This window comes from Corallococcus sp. M7, assembly GCF_054512695.1.
This window is the reverse complement of record NZ_CM137252.1, coordinates 9,697,839-9,720,016: the sequence shown is the minus strand read 5'-3', so window position 1 is coordinate 9,720,016 and position 22,178 is coordinate 9,697,839. Positions and strand designations below refer to the sequence as shown.

Here is a 22,178-nt window from a genome sequence, read left to right as displayed (position 1 = left end):
GCGCCGTCCTGATGACCGGTGCCTAGCGGGTGGGCTCGGGGACCGTGCCGGAGCCCGTGTTGCCGGTGTCGCTGCCCGAGCCACCGGAGCCCTGCTCCATGCCGGAGCCCTGCTCCATGCCGGAGCCCTGCTCCATGCCGGAGCCGCCCGTGCCCGAGTCGTAGCCGGAGCCGCCCATGCCCGCGTCACCGGCGCCGCCCATGCTCGGCTCCTGCTCCATCGTCGAGCCCTGGGGCGGGGGCGTACTCGGTTCCTGCCCCGCGCCCATGCTGGGTTCGGTGCCCTGGGTCCCCTGAGTGCCTTCCGTCCCCTGCATGCTCCCGGAGCCTCCCGTCCCGCCGCCCTCCTGCGAGCGCTCCTTGCTCTGGCACCCCGTGAGGGCCATCGCGCCCGCCACCGCCCCCAGCACCACCCATCGCGTGAAACCCTTCATGCACGTCCCCCCTTGTTGGTGTGACGAACCCAAGGCTGGGGGTGGAACGGGGCGGGAGCATCGTCCGGGCGCTGCATGACGCCGGGCCGCCCTCCCCACGGGCCATGGGACAGGGGCCCGCCAGGCCGTCTGTCCATGAAGAGCGGATCAGTCCTCGCGGCGCAGCACGAGCAGCGCGTACTCCAGGCCTCCATCCATCAGGCCCTGTTGCAGCCACAGGTGCTCGCGGCGCGACTCGGTGCGCATGGCGTTGAGCGCGGCGCGCAGGCTGGGGGCGTCCGTGGTCGCGCGGGCCATGTGCTCATGGACGCGCAGCTCCGAGCTCAGCGTCCAGAAGCCCACCGCTCGCGCGGACACGTCGTCGTGCACCTCCAGCTCCAGGCCCGCCTCGTGCGCGTCGGCGAGGAACGCGTTCACGCTGCCCAGGTGCCGGCTCCATGCGTTCTCGGTCGGATGCACGGCGTCGGGCCGCACCCAGAAGCAGTCCGCGATGGCGAGCACTCCGCCGGGCTTGAGCAGGTCGTGCACGCCGCGCAGCCTCTCCGCGCGGGGCAGGTCGCAGGTGTTCTCCACGGCGATGATGGCGTCGTAGCACTCGCGGGGCCGGGGCGGCTCGCCCGTGCACTGCCGGACCTGCACGTGCGCGCTCATGCCCGCCTCGTGCACGAAGCGGCGCACCTGCTCCACGTGCGTGGGCACGCTCACCATCGCCGTCACGCGCGCGCGGTGCTCCTGGGCCCAGTAGAGCGCGCTGCCGCCCAGCACGCTGCCCACGTCCAGCACCTCGCCGCCTTCCGGGAAGGGGCCCATGGCGCGCGCCAGCTCCGCGAGCATCGCCTCCTGCGAGCTCCTCAGCCGCTCGCGCAGCTCCGGCCCCGGCGTGCCGGGGGGAGGCAGCCGGTCCACCAGCCCCGTGTGGCAGTACACGCGGGGGCTCGTGCCCTGGCGGGCGAGGCCGCGCGCGGCGAGGGCTTCGTGGTAGGCGCGCACGTCGAACGGGGTGAGCAGGGCCGGGCTGGTGGACGGGGCCACCGACTCATTCGCGGCGCGCCCTCGCGTCAGGGGCGTGGGCGGCGTCGGGGTGGGTGCGCTGAGGGGCTTCATTGGTACTCCCGGGGCAGCAGGATGCGGAGCAGGGCGCCGCCTCCTGGTCCGTTGTGCCGGTGCAGCAGGCCTCCGCTGGCGCGGAGCAGGCACTCGCTGGTGTAGAGGCCCAGCCCCGTGCCCTGGGACTTGGTCGTGTAGAGCTCCTCCGCGGGCGCGTTGAGGCGCTCCGGAGGGAAGCCGGGTCCGTCGTCCTCGATCTCCACCTCCAGGCGTCCGCTGAGGGGTTCGGTGCGCGCTCGGATGAAGACCCGGGACGCGCCCTGTTCGCCATTGCCCTCGCATGCGTTGACAACCAGGTTCTCCACCACCCGGCGCAGCGTGAGCGGACCGCCGCGCAGGAGCGCGCGAGGCGGCTGGGACATCTGCATCTCCACGTGGATGTCCACGTCGGGGAAGCGCAGGGACACCTGGGCCTGCACGGACTCCAGGACGAGCCCCAGGTCCACGGCCTCCGGCTCCGTGCCGGCGAAGCGGCGGCTCTTGGCGCGGACCTCCTTCACCATCTCCTGGAGCTGGCGCAGGCTGTCCTGGAGCTGGCGGGCCTGGTCCTCGAAGCCGCTGCGCGCGAGCACGCCGCGCTGCGTGCCGAAGGCCTTCATCATGTCCGCGGCGGTGCCGGCCTCGTGCAGCGCCTGGTCCATGCCCTGGTGGTGGCCCAGGATCTCCGCCATGGCCTGGGTGAGGCGGCCCACGTCGCGCTCCTGCTGCTCCACGAGCTGCGCGTGCACGGCGGCGCGCAGGCGGTCCGCGTCCGCGCGGGCCTGGTCGTAGCGCATGGCGAGCGAGCCCAGGTACACCTGCGCGCCCAGGGCCGTGGGCCCCATGACAGCGAGGAGCAGCCCGTTCCGGGAGTGCCACGCCAGGACCGCCGCGCCCAGCAGGGCCGCGAGCGTGCCGATCATGAGGAAGGGCTCACGCCACGTCACGCGGTAGCGCCGGCCGTGCACCGCCGAGACGCCGATGAGCAGCACGCCGAGGACGAGCGCCCCGGGAGGCGCGGCGAGCGCGGTGAGGCCCGCGAGGAAGAAGTGCTCCAGCGCCAGGCCCGGCAGCCACGCGAGCCAGCTTCCCGCGCCCACGCGACGGTGGCGCGCGTGCACGAAGGCGAAGGCCACGCGGTGGACGGCGCCGGGCAGGAAGCACGCGAGCGCGGGCGTGAGGGGCACGGCGAAGAAGGCGTGGAGGCCGGGAGCCCACGCGACGGCGCCCACGAGCGCCGAGCCCCGGAGGAGGTGGCCCGCGAGGGGGCGCGCGCGCAGGGACGCGAGGAGCCGGCCCGCGTCCTGGGCGCGCATCCAGCGGCGGAAGGCTGTCACTCCCAGGCGGGAGGACAGGGGCGGGGACTTCATGCGCACGCTCCGGTGCCGGACCGCGACACGGCGGCGCGGGCAGCACGATGCCCGGACGGATGCAGGTCTCCGCGATACGGACGCATGCTGGTCAACCCCCCGGCACCAGGCGCAGCCCTCGACAGGTGCAAGCAAACGGCGGCGGCGGCCCTCCGGTCAAACGCGGGGGCATGGCCATTGTTGGCCAGTCCGCCGTCCCTGGCCTTCCGGCCAGGGCGGGGGATGACTCCTGTCCGGAGCGACAGTGCTTGGGAGGGCGTGCGCGGCGCGATAGAGGGGCGCACCATGCGTGACAGAATCCAGACGGTGTTGCGGCAGCTGGCTCAATCTCCCGAGTTGGAAGTGCGGTGGCTGCACACGTTGTCGCTGCTGGAGTTCATTGGGGCGCGGAAGATTTCGCGCACGGTGGCGGACCGGCACCCGTCGCTGGAGGTGCTGGGGCACCTGGCGGATGAGACGCGCCACGCGTTCACGTTCAAGCGGCTGGCCTGTGAGGTGGCGGGCCGCGAGGACGTGACGGAGTTCCTGAGCGTGGGCGCGGCGTCCGCGTGGTTCCAGTCGTTGGATCGGCACCTGGCGGAGTGGGTGACGGGCGTCACGGGGACGACGGACGTGTACCTGCACTACCTGCTCACCACGGCGGTGGTGGAGCGCCGGGCGATGGTGCTCTACCCGCTCTACAAGGCGGCCACGCGGCACGCGGTGGTGCGCGAGGAGCTGGGGCGCGTGGTGGTGGAGGAGCAGTCCCACCGCCGCGCCATCGAGGACGCCTGCCAGCAGCGCCTGGAGAAGGCGGGAGTGACGCTGGAGCCCGCGCTCGCGCTGGAGGAGCGCCTGTTCGAGACGTTCCTCTCCCAGTTGGAGAAGGACGTCACCCACGCGCTCGCGGGAGCGCAGGCGGCCTGAGCCGTCACTCTGGCGACGACTCGTCCTCGTCGCCACCAGCCGCGCTGGAGAGCACCAGCTTTCCGCCCGTCCACGCCGCCTGGAGGTTCCTCGCGCGGCGTGCGCGCTTGCGGCTCAGCTCCACGCCCACCGCGTCCAGACCCAGGGCGTTGGCCACCGCGAGCGCGGTGCCGTGGCCGCAGAAGGGGTCCACCACCGTTCGCGTTCGCGTCTGCTCCAGGATGAAGCGGCACGCCACCAGGCACGCGTTGAGCCCCATGCCTCGCGTCCACGTCACCTCGCCGGGGTCCGGCAACACGTCCGCCGTGGACCTCGCCGCGTCCGCCTTCAGCCCCCGGCTGAAACACAGCAGGTGGGAGTACGCGGGCCTTCCGAACGTCACCGTCCCTGGCGTCCTGCGGCACACCACCTTGTGCCAGAGCGTGTCGCACCCCGCCAGCTCCGCCGCCTTCGACACCAGGTAGCCCTTGTCCACCCAGGCGCCGTCCTTCTTCACGTCCGACTGGTAGAACACCGCCACCCCGTCCTCCGGCACCCGCGACAGCACCTTCGCCGCCGCCCCCACGAACCAGTCCTTCCACTGGGGCACCGTGAGCTGGGGGAACTCGGAGACGTCCGGCAACGACGCCACCATCGAGCACCCCTCCAGCACCGGCCGCGCGTCCAGCCACGCGAGCGCGTCCTCGCAGTACACCGTGCGCTTCGCTCCCGCCGTCCCGCTGCGTCCATCCGTCATGACGCACCCGAGTCTGCCGTAAGCGCGCACCCGCTCCCACCCTTCATTCCCTCCCCCACGCACCTACCCGTCAGGACAGCTCGCTCCTCGGACCGTCAGGCAACCCCCGAGCATGTGGACGGCCACGCCCCAGTCGTGGCTTGCTACGCCTCCCCTGCAAGACGTGACTTCTCAGTCTTTCCCCCCGAAGAGGACAGCCCCCATGCCCACGACCCACGCGACGGATGGAACACCCCTGCACTACCGGGTGTTCGGGGACGGTCCTCGCGACGTGGTGCTGGTGCACGGGTGGATGGTGTCCGGCGCGGTGTGGGACTCGATGGTGGAGAAGCTGGACCTGACCGGCCTGCGGCTCATCGTCCCGGACCACCGGGGCACCGGGTCCTCCGGGCGGCCGGCGTCGGGGTACACGCTGGAGCAGTACGCGAAGGACGTGCTCGCGGTGGCGGACCACGCGAAGGCGCAGCGCTTCGCGCTGGTGGGCCACAGCATGGGCGGGCAGATCGCCAAGTGGGTGGCGGCGGATGCGCCCTCGCGCGTCAGCGGCCTGGTGCTGCTCAACACGGTGCCCGCCTCGGGGCTGCCCCTGCCTCCGGACGCGGCCGGGCTGTTCCGCACCTCCGCGGGGGACCGGGAGAAGCAGAAGACCATCCTGGGCCTGGCCTGCAAGCAGCTGTCACCGGAGTCGCTGGAGGTCCTGCTGAAGGACTCGGGCGCGGTGTCGAAGGACGCCATCGAGCAGTGCTTCGATTCCTGGACGGCGGGCGGCTTCGCGGACCGGCTGTCCGCCATCACCGCGCCCACGCTGGTGGTGGCCACGGATGATCCGTTCCTGCCGCCCGTGTTCCTCAAGCAGGCGGTGGTGGGGCTCATCCGCAACGCGCGCCTGACGCACCTGCCGGGGCCGGGGCACTACCCCCAGGTGGAGCGTCCGGCGGAGACGGCCGCGCTGGTGTCGGCCTTCCTCGCGGGCAACGTCGCGCAGGCCTGAAGGAGGACGTGACATGGCCTGGAGTATGTCGTTCGAGCGCGACGTCGAGCACGACGTCGTCACCGCGAACTTCACCGACTGCATCCTGGTGACGGACGAGGACGTGTTCCGCTGGCGGGACGAGGTGGAGGCCCAGTTCGCGAAGTTCAACGGCCGGGTGGACCTGCTCATCAACCTGGATGGGCTCGTCGTCCGCCACACGGCGGGGCGCACCTTCGGCAAGGTCCGCCGCGAGGTGCTGGAGCGCAACACGCACCGCTCGTACCGCTACGGCGGTGACACGACGACGCTCGTGTTCATCAACACCAGTGGCGCCATCAACGGCGCCGCCGTGAACCACTACCCCACCCGCGAGGCCGCCCTGGCGGCCCTGCTCGCCGAGCGCGAGAGCCTGCGCAAGCGCGGCTTCACGCCGTTCCTGCCGGGCGTCATCAACTCCAAGCGCTAGACGCCGGCGAACCACTCGTAGCCGCGGTCCTCCCAGGTGCCCCCCGTGGGCTCCGGGAGGAAGCGCACGGTGGTGAGGTACTTCACCATCTTGTAGCCCAGCTTCACGCCCGAATAGAGGCGCAGGGGCGCGCCGTGGCCGGGGATGAGCGGCGCGCCGTTCATGCCGTACGCGAGCACGGTCTGCGGGTGCAGCGCGCTCGGCGCGTCCCACGACGAGTAGTAGCCCTGGTCGAACGAGCGGAACTCCACGAACCCCGCGCGCGGATCCGCGCCCACGGCCCGAGCCAGGTCGCGCAGGGCCACGCCGTGCCATGACGCCACCGCGCTCCAGCCCTCCACGCAGTGGTGGCGGATCCGGTAGTCGGTCCGGGGCAGCCTTTGCAGCTCCTCCAGTGTGAAGGCGCGCGGCCGGGCCACGAGTCCGCCCACTTCGAGCCTCCAGCCCGCGGGGGCCAGGGGCACGGTCTCGGAGATGAAGTAGTGGGGGAAGTCGCCGGGCGGAGTGAGCTGCTCGATGGGCTCCTCGGGGGCGAGCCGCTGGGGGTGGAAGAGGGCGGACTGGGCGCGCTCGTTGAAGCGGTCCATCACGCCGAGGAAGCCCGCGCGCGGACGTTGGGAGTCACAGGCGCTGGTGGCGAGCGCGGCGGCGCCCAGGAGGACGCGGCGGCGGGTGAGGACTCGCTCAGCGGGCATCGGGCTTCCTCCCGCCGGTGATCATCTCCCCGAAGGTGCGCGGGTGCAGGGCGACGAGGAGGACGTGGCCCACGGTGAAGAACGCGAACAGCGCGAGCAGCAGCAGGTGCACGAAGCGCGCGGGGTCGTAGCCACCGAAGAGCCGGGTGAGCCACTGGAGCTGCACGGGCTTGTAGAGGACGAGCCCGGACAGGACGGACAGCGCGCCCATGAGCAGCGTGGCGGTGTACGCCAGCCGCTGGAGCCCGTTGTAGAGGCCCGTCTGCACGGGCGCGGGGCGCAGCCGCAGGTAGTACGCGAGCGTGGCCACGGCATCGCGCGTGTCGCGGCGCGGGAGGAACAGGCGGCGGCGCCACTCGCCGCTGAGGGCGAGGTAGAGCACGTACACGAAGCCGTTGAGGGCCAGGAACCAGCCGAACGCGAAGTGCCAGCTCCGCGCCCCCGCGAGCCAGTCCCCCAGGCGCAGCCACGACGGCGGCGTGGCGTCCTGGAAGGGGTAGAGCGCGAAGGGCCGCCCGCGGGCGCCCATGCGCGGATACGCGACGAGGATCTGCAACCCGCTGGCCGCGAGGATGGCGAGCAGCGGCACGTTGGCCCAGTGCGCGAACCGGATGGGCCAGGGCTGGGGACGGCGGGACTCGGGCGGGTGCACGCGGTGGAACCCAACACCGCGACGCCGTGCGGGACCATGCGGCGGGAGATGGGTGGATCCGTACAGCGCCGAGCAAGGATTGCCGTGGCACCGACCCTCGGGTCGCGGGGGACTGGCGGGCATTGGACGGCATGCCGGACGCGCACGGCCCGTGCTCCCCGTGGATTGGACGGCTGGGAAGGGCCCGGTATCGTTCCCACTCCCGTCCCCCTTCCCCGAGGATGCCGTGACCCTGAAGCCCGCCCGTGCGTTGCACCTCGTGGGGCTGTTGCTGCTGTCCACGTTCGGTTGCGTGGAGGAGGAGCCCGCCGTCACGGCGCCGCTGGCCGGTGGCGTGAGGGTGGTGGTCGCGGCGCCCCGCGCGGTGACGCCTCTCTACGTGGGCGCGAGCGCGGGCACCGCGACGAAGAACCTGACGCAGGAGCCAGAGGGTGGCCCCACCTGGGCCGGCAGCTTGAAGCCGAATGCTCCCGGGGAAGAGGTCCGCCTGTCCGCGGACATCATGGACTCGCCGGACACCGTCGCGGCCTCCGTGAGGCTGGAGACGGGAGTGCGGGTTCCCCGGTATGGCGAAGCGCTCGCCGTCCTGGTGCCCACGCTGACGAGGAACCCGCCCCCGGGGTTGGCGAACCATGCGCCGAACATCCTCGCGGTGACCGGACCGGCCGCCATCGTCGAGGACGGGGAGACGGTGGACCTGCTCGCGCACGCGAGCGACCCGGATGCGGACGCGCTCACCTACGCCTGGACCGCCTCCTCCAGCGTGCTCGACTGCACGGAGGCTTCATGCAAGTGGACGGCGGCCCTTCCCAAGGACGCCGATGAGCGCAAGAAGGGCACGTTGATTGGCTTGCAGGTCACGGACGCGCGGGGCGCGGTGTCCACGCTCCAGTTCCGGATCGCCGTGGGCACCGTGCGTGGGCCCGCGTGGCTGGGGGACACGCGCTTCAACCGGGCCCCCATCCCCTCCGAAGCCGGTGAGCCCCAGGACGTGATGCTGGGCAGCACCTTCCAGGTCCCGGCGACGGCGGCGGTGAAGGACGAGGACGGAGATGGGATGACCTACGCCTGGAGCGCGACGTGCGAGGGCACCTTCGACAACGTCACCCTGGCCACCCCCGCCTTCAAGCCGACGGCGGAGCCCACGGACGGCTGCGGCTGTCAGCTCAAGGGCGCCGTGACGGACGGCTTCGGTGGAAGCACGACGCAGCTCGTGAACCTGTGCGTGCGCGCGGAAGCGCCGCCGGTCCTGGAGACCACGTCACAGTCCGCCAACAGCGCGCTCGCGGGTGAACGCGTGACGTTCACGGTGGCCGCGACGGATCCGCGTGGCGAGGCGATGACGTTCGCCTGGTCCTCGAACGTCGGCGCGCTCGGCACGCCGGTGGGGACTGGCGCGACGAGCACGGTGGACTGGACGGAGGTCTCCTGCCTGCCGGCGAACGTGACGCCCACCGTGGACCTGGTGGTGACGAACGCCTCGGGCGCGAGCTCGCGGCACTCCTTCCCCGTGACCTGGATGGGCCGGCGCTGCGGCCCGGGTGAGACCGCCTGTTCCATCACGCTGTCGCCGGGACAGGTGACGCTGCGCGAGGACTGCGTGGTGCAAAGCGCGGTGTTCATCCCGGACGGCTACACCTTCGACGGGGGCGGGCACACGCTGACCGCGTCCGAGGAAGGGGCGGGGGAGCACTACAAGGGCGCGGTGCTGCGCAACCGGGGCGCGGTGGCGAACGTGCGGTTCGTCACGGTGACGGCGCGCAACCTGTCGGACGTGTGCGACGCGGGCGTGGACCGGCTGCGCGGCATCCTGCTGGAGGACGCGAGCGGCACCATCGAGAACACGGCGGTGGAGAACCTGAACCAGGCGAGCAACATCAGCGGCTGCCAGGAGGGCTTCGCCATCGACGTGCGCAACAGCGCGACGGGTGGAGCGCCGCTGCCGGTGGTCATCCGGGGCAACCGGCTGACGGGCTACCAGAAGGTGGGCGTGGTGGTGCAGGGGCGGGTGGCGGTGACGCTGGAGGACAACACCATCGACGGCCTGGGGCCGACCAGCCGGATCTCGCGCACCGGCATCCAGCTCGCGTATGGCGCCTCCGGGCAGGTGGTGGGCAACGAGGTGCAGGGCAACGCGTTCCTGTTCGACGACCTGCAGTTCGCGGACTACGGCTCCGGCATCCTGGTGGTGGGCGGCTCGTCCTACGGCGCGGGGCGGGAGCTGTGCCACGACCTGCTCATCCAGGACAACGAGTTGGTGGGGAACGACGTCGGCATCAACCTGATCCAGGCGGAGGGCAACGACTACGACCCGCCCGCCACGCCCCAGAACATCCAGGTGATTGGCAATGAGCTGAGCAACGAGGACCTGACGAACCAGGTCTACCAGGCCGCCATCTCGGACAACGGGACCGCCAACCTCATCAGCCGCAACCGGATCAGCGGTGACGGGTACAACGGCGAGCTGTACGAGAACGCCATCGGCGTGGACGTGGTGACGCAGGGCGATGAGCGCCAGGTGGGCTTCGCCACTCCGGCGCGGACGCTGGATGTGGGGACGTGCTCGGAGGAGCTGGCGGTGCAGGGCTGGGACCTGGTGGGCAACCTGGCCGCGCTGTCCGTGCCGGAGGTGACGCTGGCCGCGTCGGATCCGGGCGCGACCTTCCACCTGCTGCCGGACTGCTCGGATGCGCCCGTGACGGTGGTCAGCCTCAAGAACACGCAGCGCGAAGGCCTCTTCTTCGTCCGCGCCGCGACCGCCGGCCCGCTGACCATCACGGCGACGGGCGACGGCGCGAGCAAGACCCAGGAGCAGACGGTCCGTTGATCCACGCTGTGCGTGCGCGCGGTGGTCCGACAGCCGGTCCAGATGGAGGCGACCCTCGCCGGATGTTCGCCTCGGCGATGAGGTCGCGGTAGAGGGGGACGCGTGTACGGACGGGCGGTCATTTCCTGGGTGGGGCTCTGGCTCCTGTTGCTGCTTCCCGCGTGCGCGCCGCGAGCCACGAAGCCCGCCGCGCCCACCGCGCCTGCCGTGGTGCCCGGAGGCGCCGAGGACCGGGCCCTGCGGTACCTGGAGGCCTGGGCGCGCAACGACGTGGCCGCGCAGCGCCAGGTGCTCGTGGACGCGCCCCAGGACTTCGACGCGCAGCACGCGCGCTGGAGGCAGGACCTGGGCGTCATCGCCTCGCGCTTCGACCAGGTGGTGGTCGAGTCCCAGGACGCCGCCACGGCGGTGGTGCGGTTCCACGGCGTGCACTCGCTGCGGGGCCTGGGCGACTGGGAGGTCGAGTCCCGCCTGCGCTTCGTGCTCCGGAACAAGCGCTGGCACCTGCGCTGGACGCCGGAGGTGTTCCATCCCGACGCGCGGCCCGGAGACCGCTTCGCACGCACGCGGAGCTGGGGCCCTCGCGCGGACCTGCTCGATGCGGACGGTGAGTCGCTCACCGTGCCGGGAGAGGTGATTCGCATCGGCGTGATGCCGGGCAAGGTGAAGGACCGCGCGGCCGTGGCCAGCGTGCTCCAGTCGCAGCTCGGCGTGGACCCCGCGAAGGTGCTCACCGCGCTGAATGCCTCGAGCGCGCAGCCCGAGCAGTTCCTCGCCTTCATCGACGTGCGCCCGGAGCGCTACCAGCAGGTGCGCCCCGTGCTCGCGCCGGTGCCCGGCATCTTCTTCCGCAAGAAGCCCGCGCGGCTCACCCCCGCGGAGGGCTTCGCCGCGCACACGGTGGGCCGGGTGGGGGACATCACGGCGGAGGCACTCCAGGCGCTGGGCCAGCCCTACCAGCCGGGCGACGTGGTGGGCCTGTCCGGCCTGGAGCGCGCGCAGGAGCGGACGCTGGCGGGACGCCCCTCCGGCGAGGTGCTGCTCCAGCGCCGTGCCGGCGGCAGCGACCTGCTGTACCGCTTCGACGGCGAGCCGGGACGCGCGGTGCGCACCACGTTGCGACTGGACGTGCAGGCGGCGGCGGAGGCGGCGCTCATGGACGTCACCCAGCCCGCCGCGCTGGTCGCGGTGGACACGCGGACGGGCGAGGTGCTCGCGATGGCCAGCCGGCCGTTGGGGGAGGGGTGGCACCGCGCGCTGATGGGGCGCTATCCCCCGGCCTCCACGTTCAAGCTGGTGACGGCCACGGCGCTGCTCGAAAGCGGCCTGAAGCCGGACTCCCGCGTGGACTGCCCCCTGGAGGTGACGGTGGGCCGCAAGCGCTTCCGCAACTTCGAGTCCGAGGTGCTGGGCGTCACCACGTTGCGACGGACGTTCGCGCTGTCGTGCAATACGACATTCATCCAGCTCGCGGCGAAGCTGGACCCGCGCGTGCTGGAGGATGCTGCGCGGCGCTTCGGCTTCGGGGTGCCTTACGACGTGGGGCTGCCGTCACCGGGCGCCACCTTCCCTCCGCCGAAGGACGACGCCGAGCGCGCGGCGGACGCCATGGGCCAGGGGCGCGTCCTGGTCACGCCGCTGCACATGGCCACCGTCGTGTCGGCGGCGGCCACCGGTGTCTGGCACGCGCCGCGCCTGCTCGTGGACGCGGCGCCCGGCCCGGAGGCGCGGCTGAACCCGGGCACCACGGTCATGCTCCGCGACCTGATGCGCGCGGTGGTGACGGACGGCACGGCGAAGTCCGCCGCCGGCATCCCGGGCCTCATGGGCAAGACGGGCACGGCGGAGTTCGGCACGTCCGTGCCGCCCGAAACGCACGCGTGGTTCGTCGGCGTGCGTGACGGCATCGGCTTCGCGGTGTTCGTGGAGGGCGGCGGCGTGGGAGGCCGCGTCGCCCTGCCGCTCGCGGTCCGGTTCCTCCAGGCGCTGGACGCGGCCTCGGTCCTCACCTTCAAGGGAGACGGCGCCAGCTAGCGCCCCTCCACGCGCTGCCGGCTGGTCTCCCCGGAGGGCACTGCGCACGTTGCGGGGATGGGCGCCGAACGCTTGAGCGGCCAGGGTGCCAGGCCCGTGGCGCATCCCCCGCGCCACCACCGGCGCGGGCCGGCACCGAAGCGTGAAGGGCCCCCCTCCTGGAGCGAGCTGGCGGAGTCCCTCCTCGCCCGGCTGGGCAGCACTTCCCAAGGACTGAGCCAGCAGGAGGCCGGGGCGCGGCTCGAGTCCCTGGGCCCCAACGCGCTGGAGTCCCGGCGCCGCCGGCCGCTCCCCCTGGAGCTGTTGCTGCGGCTGGGCAACCCGCTGGTGCTGGTGCTGCTGGTGGCGTGCGGCATCTCGGCCGTGGTCCACGATTTGACCAGCTCCGCCATCATCGCCGTCATCGTGTTGGTCAGCGTGACGCTGGACTTCGTCCAGGAGCACCGCGCCAGCAACGCGGCGGAGCACCTGCGCGGCGCCGTGGCCCTGCGCGCCCGGGTGCTGCGCGACGGCGCGGAGCAGGTGCGGCCCGCCACGGAGCTCGTCCCCGGAGACGTGGTCCTGCTGGCCACCGGCAGCCGTGTCCCCGCGGACGCGCGCCTCCTGGAGTCCCATGCGCTGTCCGTGAACGAGTCGCTGCTCACCGGTGAGCCCTACCCCGTGGAGAAGGCGCCGGGCCTCGTGTCCGCGGACGCACCGCTCGCGGAGGTGGGCAACACCGTCTTCGCCGGCACGTCGGTGCTGGGCGGCGCGGGGCTCGCGCTCGTGTTCGCCACCGGCCGCGACACCGAGGTCGGCGGCATCGCCCGGGGGCTGGACGCGCCCGTCGCCTCCACCGCCTTCGAGCGGGACACGCGCCGCTTCTCCGGGATGCTGCTGCGGCTCACGGTCCTGATGGTGCTGTTCGTGCTCCTGGTGAACCTGACCCTGGAGCGCCCGCTGCTGGAGTCCTTCCTCTTCGCCATGGCGCTGGCGGTGGGGCTCACGCCGGAGCTGCTCCCCATGGTGGTCTCGGTGACGCTCGCCCGGGGCGCCCTGCGGCTCGCGGACCAGGAGGTCATCGTCAAGCGGCTGAGCGCGGTGCACGACCTGGGCTGCATGGACGTGCTGTGCACCGACAAGACGGGCACGCTCACGGAGGCGAACATCCGGCTGGAGCACACCGAGGACGCCACCTGCCGGCACAGCGAGCGCACCCTCGCGTGGGCCTTCCTCAACAGCCACTTCGCCACCGGCCTGCGCAGCCCCATGGACGAGGCCATCCTGGCCCGGCGCGTGGCGTGCACGCAGGGCTGGCGGAAGCAGGACGAGCTGCCCTTCGACTTCGAGCGCCGCCGCGTGTCCGTGCTGCTGGAGAAGGACGGGCGCCGCGTCCTGGTGGTGAAGGGCGCGCCGGAGGCCCTGCTGTCCCGCTGCGAAGCGTGTGAAGTCCCGGAGGGCCCGCCGCGAGCCCTGGACGTGGCCGCGCGGGAGGCGCTGCAAGCCCGCGCCGACGCCCTGGGCGAACAGGGCTTCCGGGTGCTGGGGCTCGCCTGGCGCGACGTCCCAGCTCAAGACCGGCGGCTGTCCCCGGAGGACGAGACGGGCCTTGTCTTCGCGGGCTTCGCCTCCTTCCTGGATCCTCCCAAGCAGAGCGCCCGGCCCGCGCTGGCGGCGCTGCACGCGGCGGGCGTCGCGGTGAAGGTGGTGACGGGCGACAGCGCGCGCGTGGCGGTGCACGTCTGCCAGGAGCTGGGGCTGGAGGTGCGGGGCGTGCTCACCGGCGCGGAGCTGGCCCTGCTGGACGACCCGGGCCTGCGCGCGCGGGCGGAGGACACCACCGTCTTCGCGCGCGTGTCCCCCTCGCAGAAGAGCCGCATCCTGCGCGCGCTGAGACAGCGCGGCCACGTGGTGGGCTACCTGGGAGACGGCATCAACGACGCGCCGTCGCTGCACGAGGCGGACGTGGGCATCTCCGTCGCGGGCGCGGTGGACGTCGCGCGCGAGGCCGCGGCGCTGCTCCTGCTGCGCCAGGAGCTGGGCGTCCTGCACGACGGCGTCCAGGAGGGGCGGCGCACCTTCGGCAACGTCATGAAGTACATCCGCATGGGGACCAGCTCCAACTTCGGCAACATGCTGAGCATGGCCCTGGCGTCGCTGGTGCTGCCGTTCCTGCCCATGCTGCCCATCCAGATCCTCCTCAACAACATGCTGTACGACGTGTCGGAGCTGGCCATCCCGCTGGACACGGTGGACGCGGAGCAGCTCGCGCGGCCTCCCCGCTGGGACCTGCGCTTCGTGCGCCTCTACATGGCGGTGTTCGGCACGCTCAGCTCGCTCTTCGACGCGGCCACCTTCACGGTGCTGCTGCACGGCTTCCGCGCCGACGCGCCGCTCTTCCAGACGGGCTGGTTCATGGAGTCGCTGACCACGCAGGTGCTGGTCATCTTCATCATCCGCACCCGGGGCGGAGCGGCGCGCAGTCCCCCCGCGCGGCTCCTGGTGCTGTCGTCGCTGGGCGTGGTGGCGGTGGCCTGCGTGCTGCCCTTCACGCCGATGGGGCACTACTTCGGCTTCGTGCCGCCGCCGCCCGCCATCCTCGCGTCGCTGGGCGCGCTGGTGGCGCTGTACCTGGGCTGCGCGGTGGTGCTCAACCGCTGGTTCTTCCGCCGCTTCGACACCGCCTGAGGATGCAATCGCCCCGCCAGCGGGACGTAGGTAGGCTCGTGCGTGGGAGAGACCGAATGAACTGGAGTCCGTTGCGCTTCCTGGCCGTGGCCTTGTTGCTCATCTCCGGAACCGCGGTCGCCGCCGGTGCCGCGACGCGGCAGCAGGAGCTGGACAAGCTGCTGACGCAGTACCACCAGCTTCGCCAGTTCAACGGCGCGGCGCTCGTCGCCAACGAGAAGGGCGTCATCCTGAAGAAGGCCTACGGCCAGGCCAACTTCGAATGGAACGTGCCCAACACGCCGGACACGAAGTTCCGCATCGCGTCCGTGACCAAGCAGTTCACGGCGATGGTCATCCTCCAGCTGGTCTCGGAGGGGAAGCTGAAGCTCGACGACACGCTGGTGTCGGCCCTGCCGGACTACCGCAAGGACACGGGCTCGCGCATCACCCTTACCCACCTGCTCAACCACACGTCCGGCATCCCCAGCTACACGAACGCGCCGGACTTCTTCGCCAAGGTGTCGCGCAATCCCTACGCCGTCGCGGACTTCGTGAAGCAGTTCGCCAGCGGGGACCTGGAGTTCGAACCCGGCTCGAAGTTCGCCTACAACAACTCCGGCTACTTCCTGCTGGGCGCCATCATCGAGCGCGTCACCGGCAAGACGTACGCGCAGGCGGTGCAGGAGCGCATCTTCACGCCGCTGGGCATGAAGGACTCCGGCTACGACGTCGCCACCACGGTGATTCCCAAGCGGGCCAGCGGCTACGAGCTCGCGCCGGACGGCTACGTGAACGCCACCTACCTGGACATGTCCCTGCCGTATGCCGCCGGGTCGCTGTACTCGACGGTGGAGGACCTCTACCGCTGGGACCGCGCGCTCTATGAGAACAAGCTGCTGCCGGAGGCCCTGAAGCAGAAGATGTTCACGCCCGGCCTGGAGAACTATGGCTTCGGGCTGAGCATGGACCCGCTGCCGCTGGACGACGGCAAGACGGTGCTCGCCACCATCGGCCACAGCGGCGGCATCAACGGGTTCAGCTCGCGCATCTACCGCGTGCCGGTGGGCAGGGAGGTGGTCATCCTCCTGGACAACACGTCGCGCGGCGGCAAGCTCAAGGAGCTGTCCGCGGGCCTCTTCAGCGTGCTCCACGGCATCCCGCCCAAGGCGCCCCGCCTCGGCATCCGGGAGCTGCTGAGCCAGCGGATCGACCAGGAGCCCATCGCGAAGACCCTCGCGCACTACCGCGAGCTGAAGGCCTCGAAGCCGGACGCGTATGACTACTCCGACGGGGAGCTCAACAGCCTGGGCTACCAGTTGCTCCGGATGAAGCGCCCGGCGGACGCCGTCGAGGTCTTCAAGCTCAACGTGGAGATGTTCCCCAAGGTGGCCAACGTCTACGACAGCCTGGGCGAGGCGTACCTCGCGGTCGGAGACAAACAGCAGGCCCGCGTGAACTACAGTAAGGCCGTGGAGCTGGACCCGAAGAACACCAACGCGGCGGCCGCGCTTCAGAAGCTGGGGGCGCAGGCCGCTCCCTGACGCACGAGAGGTGCCTGCATGAAGCTGTATTTCAATCCGCGCAGCCGGGCCGTCATTGGCAAGTGGATGCTCGACGAGGCGGGGGTCGAGTACGAGATCGTGCCCATCGACCTGGAGAAGCGGGAGCAGAAGTCGCCGGAGTTCCTCAAGGTGAACCCCGCCGGCAAGCTGCCCGCGCTGGTGGACGGAGAGGCGCGCGTGTTCGAGAACGCCGCCCTCTGTCTCTACATCGCGGACAAGTACCCGAAGGCGAAGCTGGCGCCCGCGGTGGATGCGCCCGAGCGCGGCCGGTACCTGTCGCTGATGGTGTACTCCACGTCGCAGCTGGAGCCGTCCATGGGCGACCACATGGCCAAGGCCCCCACGCTGCCGCAGCGCGGGTGGACGGAGTACACGCAGACGCTGGACGCCGTGGAGCGCGAGCTGGGGGACGGCCCCTATCTCTTCGGCGACTGGTTCACCGCCGCGGACGTGATGATCGGCTCCATGTTCATCTACCAGCGCATGCTGGGCGGTTCGACGGGGCGCCCGAAGCTGGAGGCCTACGTGGACCGGCTGCAAGCCCGGCCCAAGGGCTTGAAGCTGGGCTGACAGCTCCGAGCCTCAGGGCGCGGTGAAGCCCCGCGTCAGCCAGTCGATGAAGACGCGCACGCGCGGGGACAGTTGCCGGTTGCGCGGGTACATCAGGGACACGGGCGTGGGCGTCGGCGGGTGCTGGGGCAGCACGGGCACCAGCGTGCCTCGCCCGAAGTCCTCCTCCAGGCGGTAGCGCGGCGCCTGGATGAGTCCCAGGCCCAGCCGCGCGGCGGCGACGAAGGTCTCCGCGCCGTTCACGGACATCGTGGTGGGCAGCACGACGTGGCGCACCTCGCCGCCCACCGTGAACTCCAGCGGAATCAGGCTCCCCGTCAGCGACGAGCGGAAGCCCACCATGCGGTGCCCGTGCTGGAGCGCCTCGACACTCTCCGGCACGCCGTGCCGCGCCAGGTAGGCCGGGGACGCGCACGTCACCTCCTCCAGCAGCGCCACCCGGCGGGCCACCATGTCGCTGTCCCTGGGCTCGCCCGCGCGCAGCACGCAGTCCACGCCCTCGCGCACCAGGTCCACCAGCCGGTCGCCTTCGCTCATGTAGAGTTCGATGCCCGGGTAGCGCTCCAGGAACTCCGGCAGCCGCGGCAGCACGACCCTGCGCGCCAGCGTCCCCTGCACGTCCACGCGCACCAGCCCCTTCGGCTGGCCTCCCACGAACGCCGCGTCCGCCTCCTCCAGGTCCGCCAGCAGCGACACGCAGCGCTGGTAGTACGCCTCGCCATCCAGCGTGGGGCTCACGTGCCGCGTGGTGCGCTGGAGCAGCCGCACCCCCAGCCGCTCCTCCAACTGCTTCACCGCGTCCGTCACCGACGAGCGCGGCAGCCCCAGGTCCTTCGCGGCCTGCGTGAAGCTCCGGCGCTCCACGATGCGCGTGAAGGCCTTCATGGCGTCGAACCGGTCCATTGTCCGCCCTGTCGAACAGTGATGCCGGAACAAAGCCGATTATCCGTGGCGCGGAAAGGTCCATCTTGTCTCCACCTCAAGGAGAAGACCCATGACGACCCAGACCCAGAAGAAGACGGCCCTTGTGACGGGGGGCTCGCGCGGCATCGGCGCCGCGGTGGCGGAGCGGCTCGCTCGCGACGGCTTCAACGTCCTCATCAACTACGCGGGCAACCGGGACGCGGCGGAGGCCGTGGTGCGCCGGATTGAAGCGGCGGGCGGCCGGGCCCTGAGCCTCCAGGCGGATGTCGCGGACCCCACCGCGTTCCCCCGGATGTTCGACGCGGCGGAAGCGGCGTTCGGCGGCGTGGACGTGCTGGTGAACAACGCCGGCATCGGCAAGTTCGTGCGCTTCGCGGACTTCGACGACGCGCTGTTCGACCAGCACGTGGCCGTCAACATCAAGGGCACGTTCAACGGCATGCGCGAAGCCGCGCGCCGCCTGCGCGACGGGGGGCGCGTCATCAACTTCTCCACCAGCGTCATTGGCCTGCGGATGGAGAACTACGGCGTCTATTCGGCCACCAAGGCCGCCGTGGAGACCATGAGCGCGGTCCTGTCCAAGGAGCTGCGCGGCCGGAACATCACCGTCAACTGCGTGGCGCCCGGCCCCACCGCCACGGAGCTCTTCTTCGACGGCAAGTCCCCGGAGCTGGTGGAGCGCATGGCGAAGCTGAACCCGCTGGAGCGGCTGGGCACGCCGGAGGACATCGCCGCGTCCGTGGCCTTCCTCGTAGGCCCGGAGGGCGGGTGGATCAACGGTCAGGTCCTGCGCGCCAACGGCGGCATGGTCTGAACGCCTGACGTGCGGGCAGGGGACCGGGCGGCCCAGGGGGCCCGCGCTCCGGAAGGGATGCCCACGCCGGCGGGTGGCTCCAGGCGGCAGGCGTTCCCACCATTTGGTGCGTGAGCGACGAGAAGCCAGGAATGGGCAGTGGATGGGAGGACCCCCGGCTGCGGGCGCTGGAGCAGTTGCTGGACCTCCCCGTGGCCGAGCTGCGCCCCACGCTGGACACCGCGGGCCAGCTCGTCTCGGAGCTGCTGCACGCCGACAAGGTGGACGTCTTTCTCTTCGAACAGGCCACCCAGAGCCTGGTCGCGATGGGCACCAGCCAGACGCCCATGGCCCATCTCCAGAAGTCGCTGGGCCTGGACCGGATGCCGCTGGCCAATGGAGGGCGCGCGGTCCAGGTGTACGAAACGGAAGAACCGTTCATGGCCGGCCACCAGGAGGAGGACCCGAACGAGCTCCCCGGCATCAAGCACCGGCTGGGGGTGCGCTCCGCCCTGATGGTGCCCCTGCCCATCGGCATGGAGACGCGGGGCGTCCTCGCCGTGGCGTCGGCCCGGAACGACTTCTTCACCGAGCACGACCTGCGCTTCCTCCAGGCCGTGGCGCGCTGGGTGGGCATGGTGGCCCACCGCGTGGAGCTGGTGCAGGAGCTGACGAAGCTGGCGGTGAAGCAGGCCCGCCGCAAGGCGGCCGAGGAGCTCATCACCGTGCTCGCGCACGACATGGCCAACCACCTGCTGCCGCTCCAGGCCCGCATCCAGCTCATCCAGCGGCGGGCAAAGCGAAACAATGCGCCGGAGGACCTGCGGGACGCGACAGGCGCCGCCGCGTCGCTGCGCTCCCTCACCCGGCTCATCAACGACCTGCTCGACGTGGGGCGCCTGGACCAGGGGCTCTTCAGCCTGCGCTCCCATCCGGTGGACCTGACGGGGCTGGTGCGGGAGCTGGCCGCGACCGCGAGCACGCCCGAGCACCCGGTGCGCTTCGAGGGGCCCGAGGAGCTGGTGACGGTCGCGGATCCGGAGCGCGTGCGGCAGGTGCTGGAGAACCTGGTGGCGAACGCGCTCAAGCACTCGCCCCCGGGGCGGTCCGTGGACCTCCACCTGCAAGCGCAGTCGCGTCCAGAGGGGCCGTGGGTGCGTGTGACGGTGACCGACCAGGGGACGGGCATTCCGCCCGTGCAGCTGCCCACGCTCTTCGAGCGCTTCTCGCGGGGTCCCGGCTCCAAGGGGCTGGGCCTCGGCCTGTACCTCGCGCGGCGCATCGCGGAGGCGCATGGCGGCACCCTGGAGGTGGTCTCCTCGTCCCCGGCCGGCACGTGCTTCGCGCTGTCGCTGCCGGTGGTGGCCGGGTAGGCGGAGGAGGAGTCGCGCGGAGGGGGTGAGGGAAAAAAGGGGTCATTTCCGTTGGGTGGGGACAGGCGCGAAACCGGAAGGGCCCTCACGGCCGCCGGGCGCCATCCATCGGGAGCAACCCCATGTCACCGTCCCCTCGCCTTCGTTCCATGGCCCGGCTCACCGCCGTGGCCTTCACCACCCTGGGCTTCAGCGCGTCCGCGCAGACGACGACGTATGCCTTTCCCGGCGCCAGCGCGGACCTGCCTGAAGGCAGCCACTGGTGGATCGCCAGCGACCACGACGGCACGAACAACCGCGACCTGGAAGCCGCGCGCTTCGACGACGGCGAGAAGCGCTTCACCCGCGTGAAGATTCCCTTCGCGGACTACGAGGCCGACCCGAAGAACTCCGACTGGGTCATCTACGGGCTGCCCGTCTCCGCCATCGCGGATGGCGAGGTGCTCACCTGCTGGCGCAACGCTCCGGAGGGCCTCAAGCCGGCGGTGCACGGCGGTGACGACGTGCCCCACCCGGGCCGCACGTCCAACCCGCTGCGCATCCCGCGCTCGGGCAACCACGTGAACGTCCGCACGGACGACGGGAAGATCATCCTCTACGCGCACCTCCAGCCCGGGAGCGTCCCGGAGGAGCTCTGCCCCTTCAACGACACCTACGTGGACGACGCGGAGGACCGCGTGGGGGACCTGCCTCGTGAAGTGATTGTCCCCGCAGCGCAGCGGGTGCGCGTGAAGCGCGGGCAGTTCCTGGGCCGCGTGGGCAGCTCCGGCGCTTCGGCGCATCCCCACCTGCACGTGCACCTGCAACCCATGACGAGCGAGACGACGGTGGGCACGTCCCTGCCGCTGCCCTTCTCCCACGCATGGCAGAAGAACGGGAATGCGGACCACGACTCGTCGATCCACTTCGTCCCGCTCCAGAACCAGGCGCTCAACCAGTTCCCCTCCGCCATCCACCCGGATCCGCTGCTGCGCCGGGGGGACATCACCGGGGACCCGGTGCTGGAGGTGGCGACGGCGTCCTCGGGCAGCATGGTGGTGACGGCCACGCGGGACGTGACGGGGCGGCTGGCGCTGGGCTCGTGGCAGCTCACGGCGGGCGGCCAGTTCACGAAGCTTCAGGAGGCCTCCGCGGGCGCGGCGAGCTCCATCGCCATGGCCCACCCGCACACCGGCAGCACCCGCGACGTGGTGACGGCGCTGCGGGATGGGAGCGGGAACCTCAAGCTCATCGCGTGGCAGGTCGGCTCGACCGGCGCCATCGTGCGCAAGGGCGAGGCCGGCGGTGACGCGGACGCGACGGAGATCAACGTCGCTCCCCTGCCTTCGGGGCTGGGCGTGGTGAGCGCCATCCGCGACGCCACGGGCCACCTGAAGGTCAGCACCTGGGAGACGCCTACGACGCTGGACACGTTGACCCGCATGGACAACGGCTACGGCGAGGAGGCGACGAAGGTGGCCATGACGACCGTCCTCAATGGCCGCGTGGCCGGGGACGTGAACCGCTTCACCGGCGTCGTCACGGCGGTGCGCACGCCCACGGGCAACCTGAGCCTGACGGCGTGGGAAATCACTCCGCAGAAGACGCTCATCCAGCGGGGCTCCCACCTGGCCGGCGCGGTGACGGACGTGGCCCTCAGCACCGTCATGGTGCCTGACGGTTCGCGCGAGATGGTGGTGGCCAGCACGCGCCTGACCAACGGCGTGCTGCGCAACATCTCCTTCGACGTCACCGCGGCCGGACAGTTCGTGCGCCGTGACCACGAGGACGGCGAGACCATCCTGGACCTGAGCGCGACGCGCGTGGGGGCCCAGCACCTGGTGACCCCGGTGCGCGACACCACGGGCAACCTGCGCGTCTACACCTGGGATGTGGGCTCGGACGGCAAGGTGCGCCGCACCGGCAAGGAGCGCGCGGGCGCCATCGTGTCCGGCCTGTCCGCCACCTCCACCACCGTGGGCGTCCGCCTCGTCGTCACCGCCGTGCGCCTGACGACGGGCACGGGGGGCGGGGACCTGCGTCTGATTGCCTGGGACGCGAACCTCCGGTAGCACGAGTGTTGTCCCCGGAGCCGGTGGGCTCCGGGGAATTTTCCCGGATTGCCCGGCTTCTCCCAGGCGCCGATGATG

18 protein-coding genes are annotated in these 22,178 nt (G+C 71.5%); 11 read left to right on the top strand and 7 right to left on the bottom strand.

Features of this window, described 5'->3' with window-relative positions; genetic code table 11:
• Positions 1–22: 22 nt before the first annotated feature.
• The 3 genes from ACX114_RS39240 to ACX114_RS39230 all read right to left on the bottom strand — a co-directional run bounded on the left by ACX114_RS39240 (position 23) and on the right by ACX114_RS39230 (position 2,889).
• Positions 23–433, bottom strand: coding sequence for a hypothetical protein (locus ACX114_RS39240; protein ID WP_459293083.1), 411 nt, complete (start codon positions 431–433; stop codon positions 23–25).
• 147 nt (positions 434–580) lie between these two features.
• Positions 581–1,537 (bottom strand): SAM-dependent methyltransferase, encoded by a 957-nt coding sequence (locus tag ACX114_RS39235; RefSeq protein WP_459293081.1) that lies wholly within the window; start codon positions 1,535–1,537, stop codon positions 581–583.
• Complete coding sequence (locus ACX114_RS39230) at positions 1,534–2,889, bottom strand: sensor histidine kinase (protein ID WP_459293079.1); 1,356 nt, start codon at positions 2,887–2,889, stop codon at positions 1,534–1,536. Before ACX114_RS39230 ends, ACX114_RS39235 begins: the two co-directional genes overlap by 4 nt.
• 285 nt (positions 2,890–3,174) lie before the next feature.
• On the opposite strand from ACX114_RS39230, the gene ACX114_RS39225 reads away from it, so the two are divergent.
• The gene (locus ACX114_RS39225) at positions 3,175–3,795 is read left to right on the top strand and encodes a hypothetical protein (RefSeq protein ID WP_459293077.1); all 621 of its coding nucleotides are present in this window, start codon (positions 3,175–3,177) and stop codon (positions 3,793–3,795) included.
• Positions 3,796–3,799: 4 nt separating this feature from the next.
• Here ACX114_RS39225 and ACX114_RS39220 read toward each other — a convergent pair whose 3' ends face one another.
• The gene (locus tag ACX114_RS39220; protein ID WP_459293075.1) at positions 3,800–4,531 is read right to left on the bottom strand and encodes an SAM-dependent methyltransferase; all 732 of its coding nucleotides are present in this window, start codon (positions 4,529–4,531) and stop codon (positions 3,800–3,802) included.
• 202 nt (positions 4,532–4,733) lie between these two features.
• Here ACX114_RS39220 and ACX114_RS39215 point away from each other — a divergent pair, with 202 nt between their 5' ends.
• Positions 4,734–5,522 carry an alpha/beta fold hydrolase gene (locus ACX114_RS39215; RefSeq protein WP_459293073.1) on the top strand — a complete coding sequence of 263 codons (789 nt, stop codon included), beginning with the start codon at positions 4,734–4,736 and terminating at the stop codon, positions 5,520–5,522.
• Positions 5,523–5,535: 13 nt separating this feature from the next.
• Positions 5,536–5,970: a hypothetical protein gene (locus ACX114_RS39210; protein ID WP_459293071.1), complete on the top strand. Its 435-nt coding sequence runs from the start codon at positions 5,536–5,538 to the stop codon at positions 5,968–5,970.
• Here ACX114_RS39210 and ACX114_RS39205 read toward each other — a convergent pair.
• On the bottom strand, positions 5,967–6,665 hold the full coding sequence (locus ACX114_RS39205) for a molybdopterin-dependent oxidoreductase (protein ID WP_459293069.1): 699 nt from the start codon (positions 6,663–6,665) through the stop codon (positions 5,967–5,969). The two genes, ACX114_RS39210 and ACX114_RS39205, sit on opposite strands and share 4 nt — an antisense overlap.
• Entirely contained in the window at positions 6,655–7,317 is a 663-nt protein-coding gene (locus ACX114_RS39200; protein WP_459293067.1) for a cytochrome b/b6 domain-containing protein, read from the bottom strand. The genes ACX114_RS39205 and ACX114_RS39200 overlap by 11 nt, the downstream gene beginning before the upstream one ends.
• 226 nt (positions 7,318–7,543) lie before the next feature.
• On the opposite strand from ACX114_RS39200, the gene ACX114_RS39195 reads away from it, so the two are divergent.
• From ACX114_RS39195 to ACX114_RS39175, 5 genes are all read left to right on the top strand, one after another.
• On the top strand, positions 7,544–10,144 hold the full coding sequence (locus ACX114_RS39195; protein ID WP_459293065.1) for a right-handed parallel beta-helix repeat-containing protein: 2,601 nt from the start codon (positions 7,544–7,546) through the stop codon (positions 10,142–10,144).
• 102 nt (positions 10,145–10,246) lie between these two features.
• Positions 10,247–12,178: a peptidoglycan D,D-transpeptidase FtsI family protein gene (locus tag ACX114_RS39190; RefSeq protein WP_459293063.1), complete on the top strand. Its 1,932-nt coding sequence runs from the start codon at positions 10,247–10,249 to the stop codon at positions 12,176–12,178.
• 96 nt (positions 12,179–12,274) lie between these two features.
• Entirely contained in the window at positions 12,275–14,845 is a 2,571-nt protein-coding gene (gene mgtA / locus ACX114_RS39185; protein ID WP_459293061.1) for a magnesium-translocating P-type ATPase, read from the top strand.
• Positions 14,846–14,901: 56 nt separating this feature from the next.
• A complete protein-coding gene (locus ACX114_RS39180; RefSeq protein WP_459293059.1) occupies positions 14,902–16,368 on the top strand; it encodes a serine hydrolase in 1,467 nt (488 codons plus the stop codon).
• 18 nt (positions 16,369–16,386) lie between these two features.
• The gene (locus ACX114_RS39175; protein ID WP_459293057.1) at positions 16,387–16,959 is read left to right on the top strand and encodes a glutathione S-transferase family protein; all 573 of its coding nucleotides are present in this window, start codon (positions 16,387–16,389) and stop codon (positions 16,957–16,959) included.
• A gap of 12 nt (positions 16,960–16,971) precedes the next feature.
• Here ACX114_RS39175 and ACX114_RS39170 read toward each other — a convergent pair whose 3' ends face one another.
• A complete protein-coding gene (locus ACX114_RS39170; RefSeq protein WP_459293055.1) occupies positions 16,972–17,862 on the bottom strand; it encodes a LysR family transcriptional regulator in 891 nt (296 codons plus the stop codon).
• Between the two features lie 91 nt (positions 17,863–17,953).
• Here ACX114_RS39170 and ACX114_RS39165 point away from each other — a divergent pair, with 91 nt between their 5' ends.
• The 3 genes from ACX114_RS39165 (at position 17,954) to ACX114_RS39155 (ending at position 22,100) form a co-directional block, all read left to right on the top strand.
• Positions 17,954–18,697, top strand: a complete 744-nt coding sequence (locus tag ACX114_RS39165; RefSeq protein WP_459293053.1) for an SDR family oxidoreductase — start codon at positions 17,954–17,956, stop codon at positions 18,695–18,697.
• 131 nt (positions 18,698–18,828) lie between these two features.
• Positions 18,829–20,049: a GAF domain-containing sensor histidine kinase gene (locus ACX114_RS39160; RefSeq protein ID WP_459293051.1), complete on the top strand. Its 1,221-nt coding sequence runs from the start codon at positions 18,829–18,831 to the stop codon at positions 20,047–20,049.
• A 122-nt stretch (positions 20,050–20,171) separates the two neighbouring features.
• Complete coding sequence (locus ACX114_RS39155) at positions 20,172–22,100, top strand: M23 family metallopeptidase (RefSeq protein WP_459293049.1); 1,929 nt, start codon at positions 20,172–20,174, stop codon at positions 22,098–22,100.
• The last annotated feature ends 78 nt before the right edge of the window (positions 22,101–22,178 follow it).

Coding starts and splice junctions, on each gene's coding strand:
- ACX114_RS39240 (WP_459293083.1), bottom strand. CDS start 433: ATGAAGGGTTTCACGCGATGGGTGGTGCTGGGGGCGGTGGCGGGCGCG.
- ACX114_RS39235 (WP_459293081.1), bottom strand. CDS start 1,537: ATGAAGCCCCTCAGCGCACCCACCCCGACGCCGCCCACGCCCCTGACG.
- ACX114_RS39230 (WP_459293079.1), bottom strand. CDS start 2,889: ATGAAGTCCCCGCCCCTGTCCTCCCGCCTGGGAGTGACAGCCTTCCGC.
- ACX114_RS39225 (WP_459293077.1), top strand. CDS start 3,175: ATGCGTGACAGAATCCAGACGGTGTTGCGGCAGCTGGCTCAATCTCCC.
- ACX114_RS39220 (WP_459293075.1), bottom strand. CDS start 4,531: ATGACGGATGGACGCAGCGGGACGGCGGGAGCGAAGCGCACGGTGTAC.
- ACX114_RS39215 (WP_459293073.1), top strand. CDS start 4,734: ATGCCCACGACCCACGCGACGGATGGAACACCCCTGCACTACCGGGTG.
- ACX114_RS39210 (WP_459293071.1), top strand. CDS start 5,536: ATGGCCTGGAGTATGTCGTTCGAGCGCGACGTCGAGCACGACGTCGTC.
- ACX114_RS39205 (WP_459293069.1), bottom strand. CDS start 6,665: ATGCCCGCTGAGCGAGTCCTCACCCGCCGCCGCGTCCTCCTGGGCGCC.
- ACX114_RS39180 (WP_459293059.1), top strand. CDS start 14,902: ATGAACTGGAGTCCGTTGCGCTTCCTGGCCGTGGCCTTGTTGCTCATC.
- ACX114_RS39175 (WP_459293057.1), top strand. CDS start 16,387: ATGAAGCTGTATTTCAATCCGCGCAGCCGGGCCGTCATTGGCAAGTGG.
- ACX114_RS39170 (WP_459293055.1), bottom strand. CDS start 17,862: ATGGACCGGTTCGACGCCATGAAGGCCTTCACGCGCATCGTGGAGCGC.
- ACX114_RS39165 (WP_459293053.1), top strand. CDS start 17,954: ATGACGACCCAGACCCAGAAGAAGACGGCCCTTGTGACGGGGGGCTCG.
- ACX114_RS39160 (WP_459293051.1), top strand. CDS start 18,829: ATGGGCAGTGGATGGGAGGACCCCCGGCTGCGGGCGCTGGAGCAGTTG.
- ACX114_RS39155 (WP_459293049.1), top strand. CDS start 20,172: ATGTCACCGTCCCCTCGCCTTCGTTCCATGGCCCGGCTCACCGCCGTG.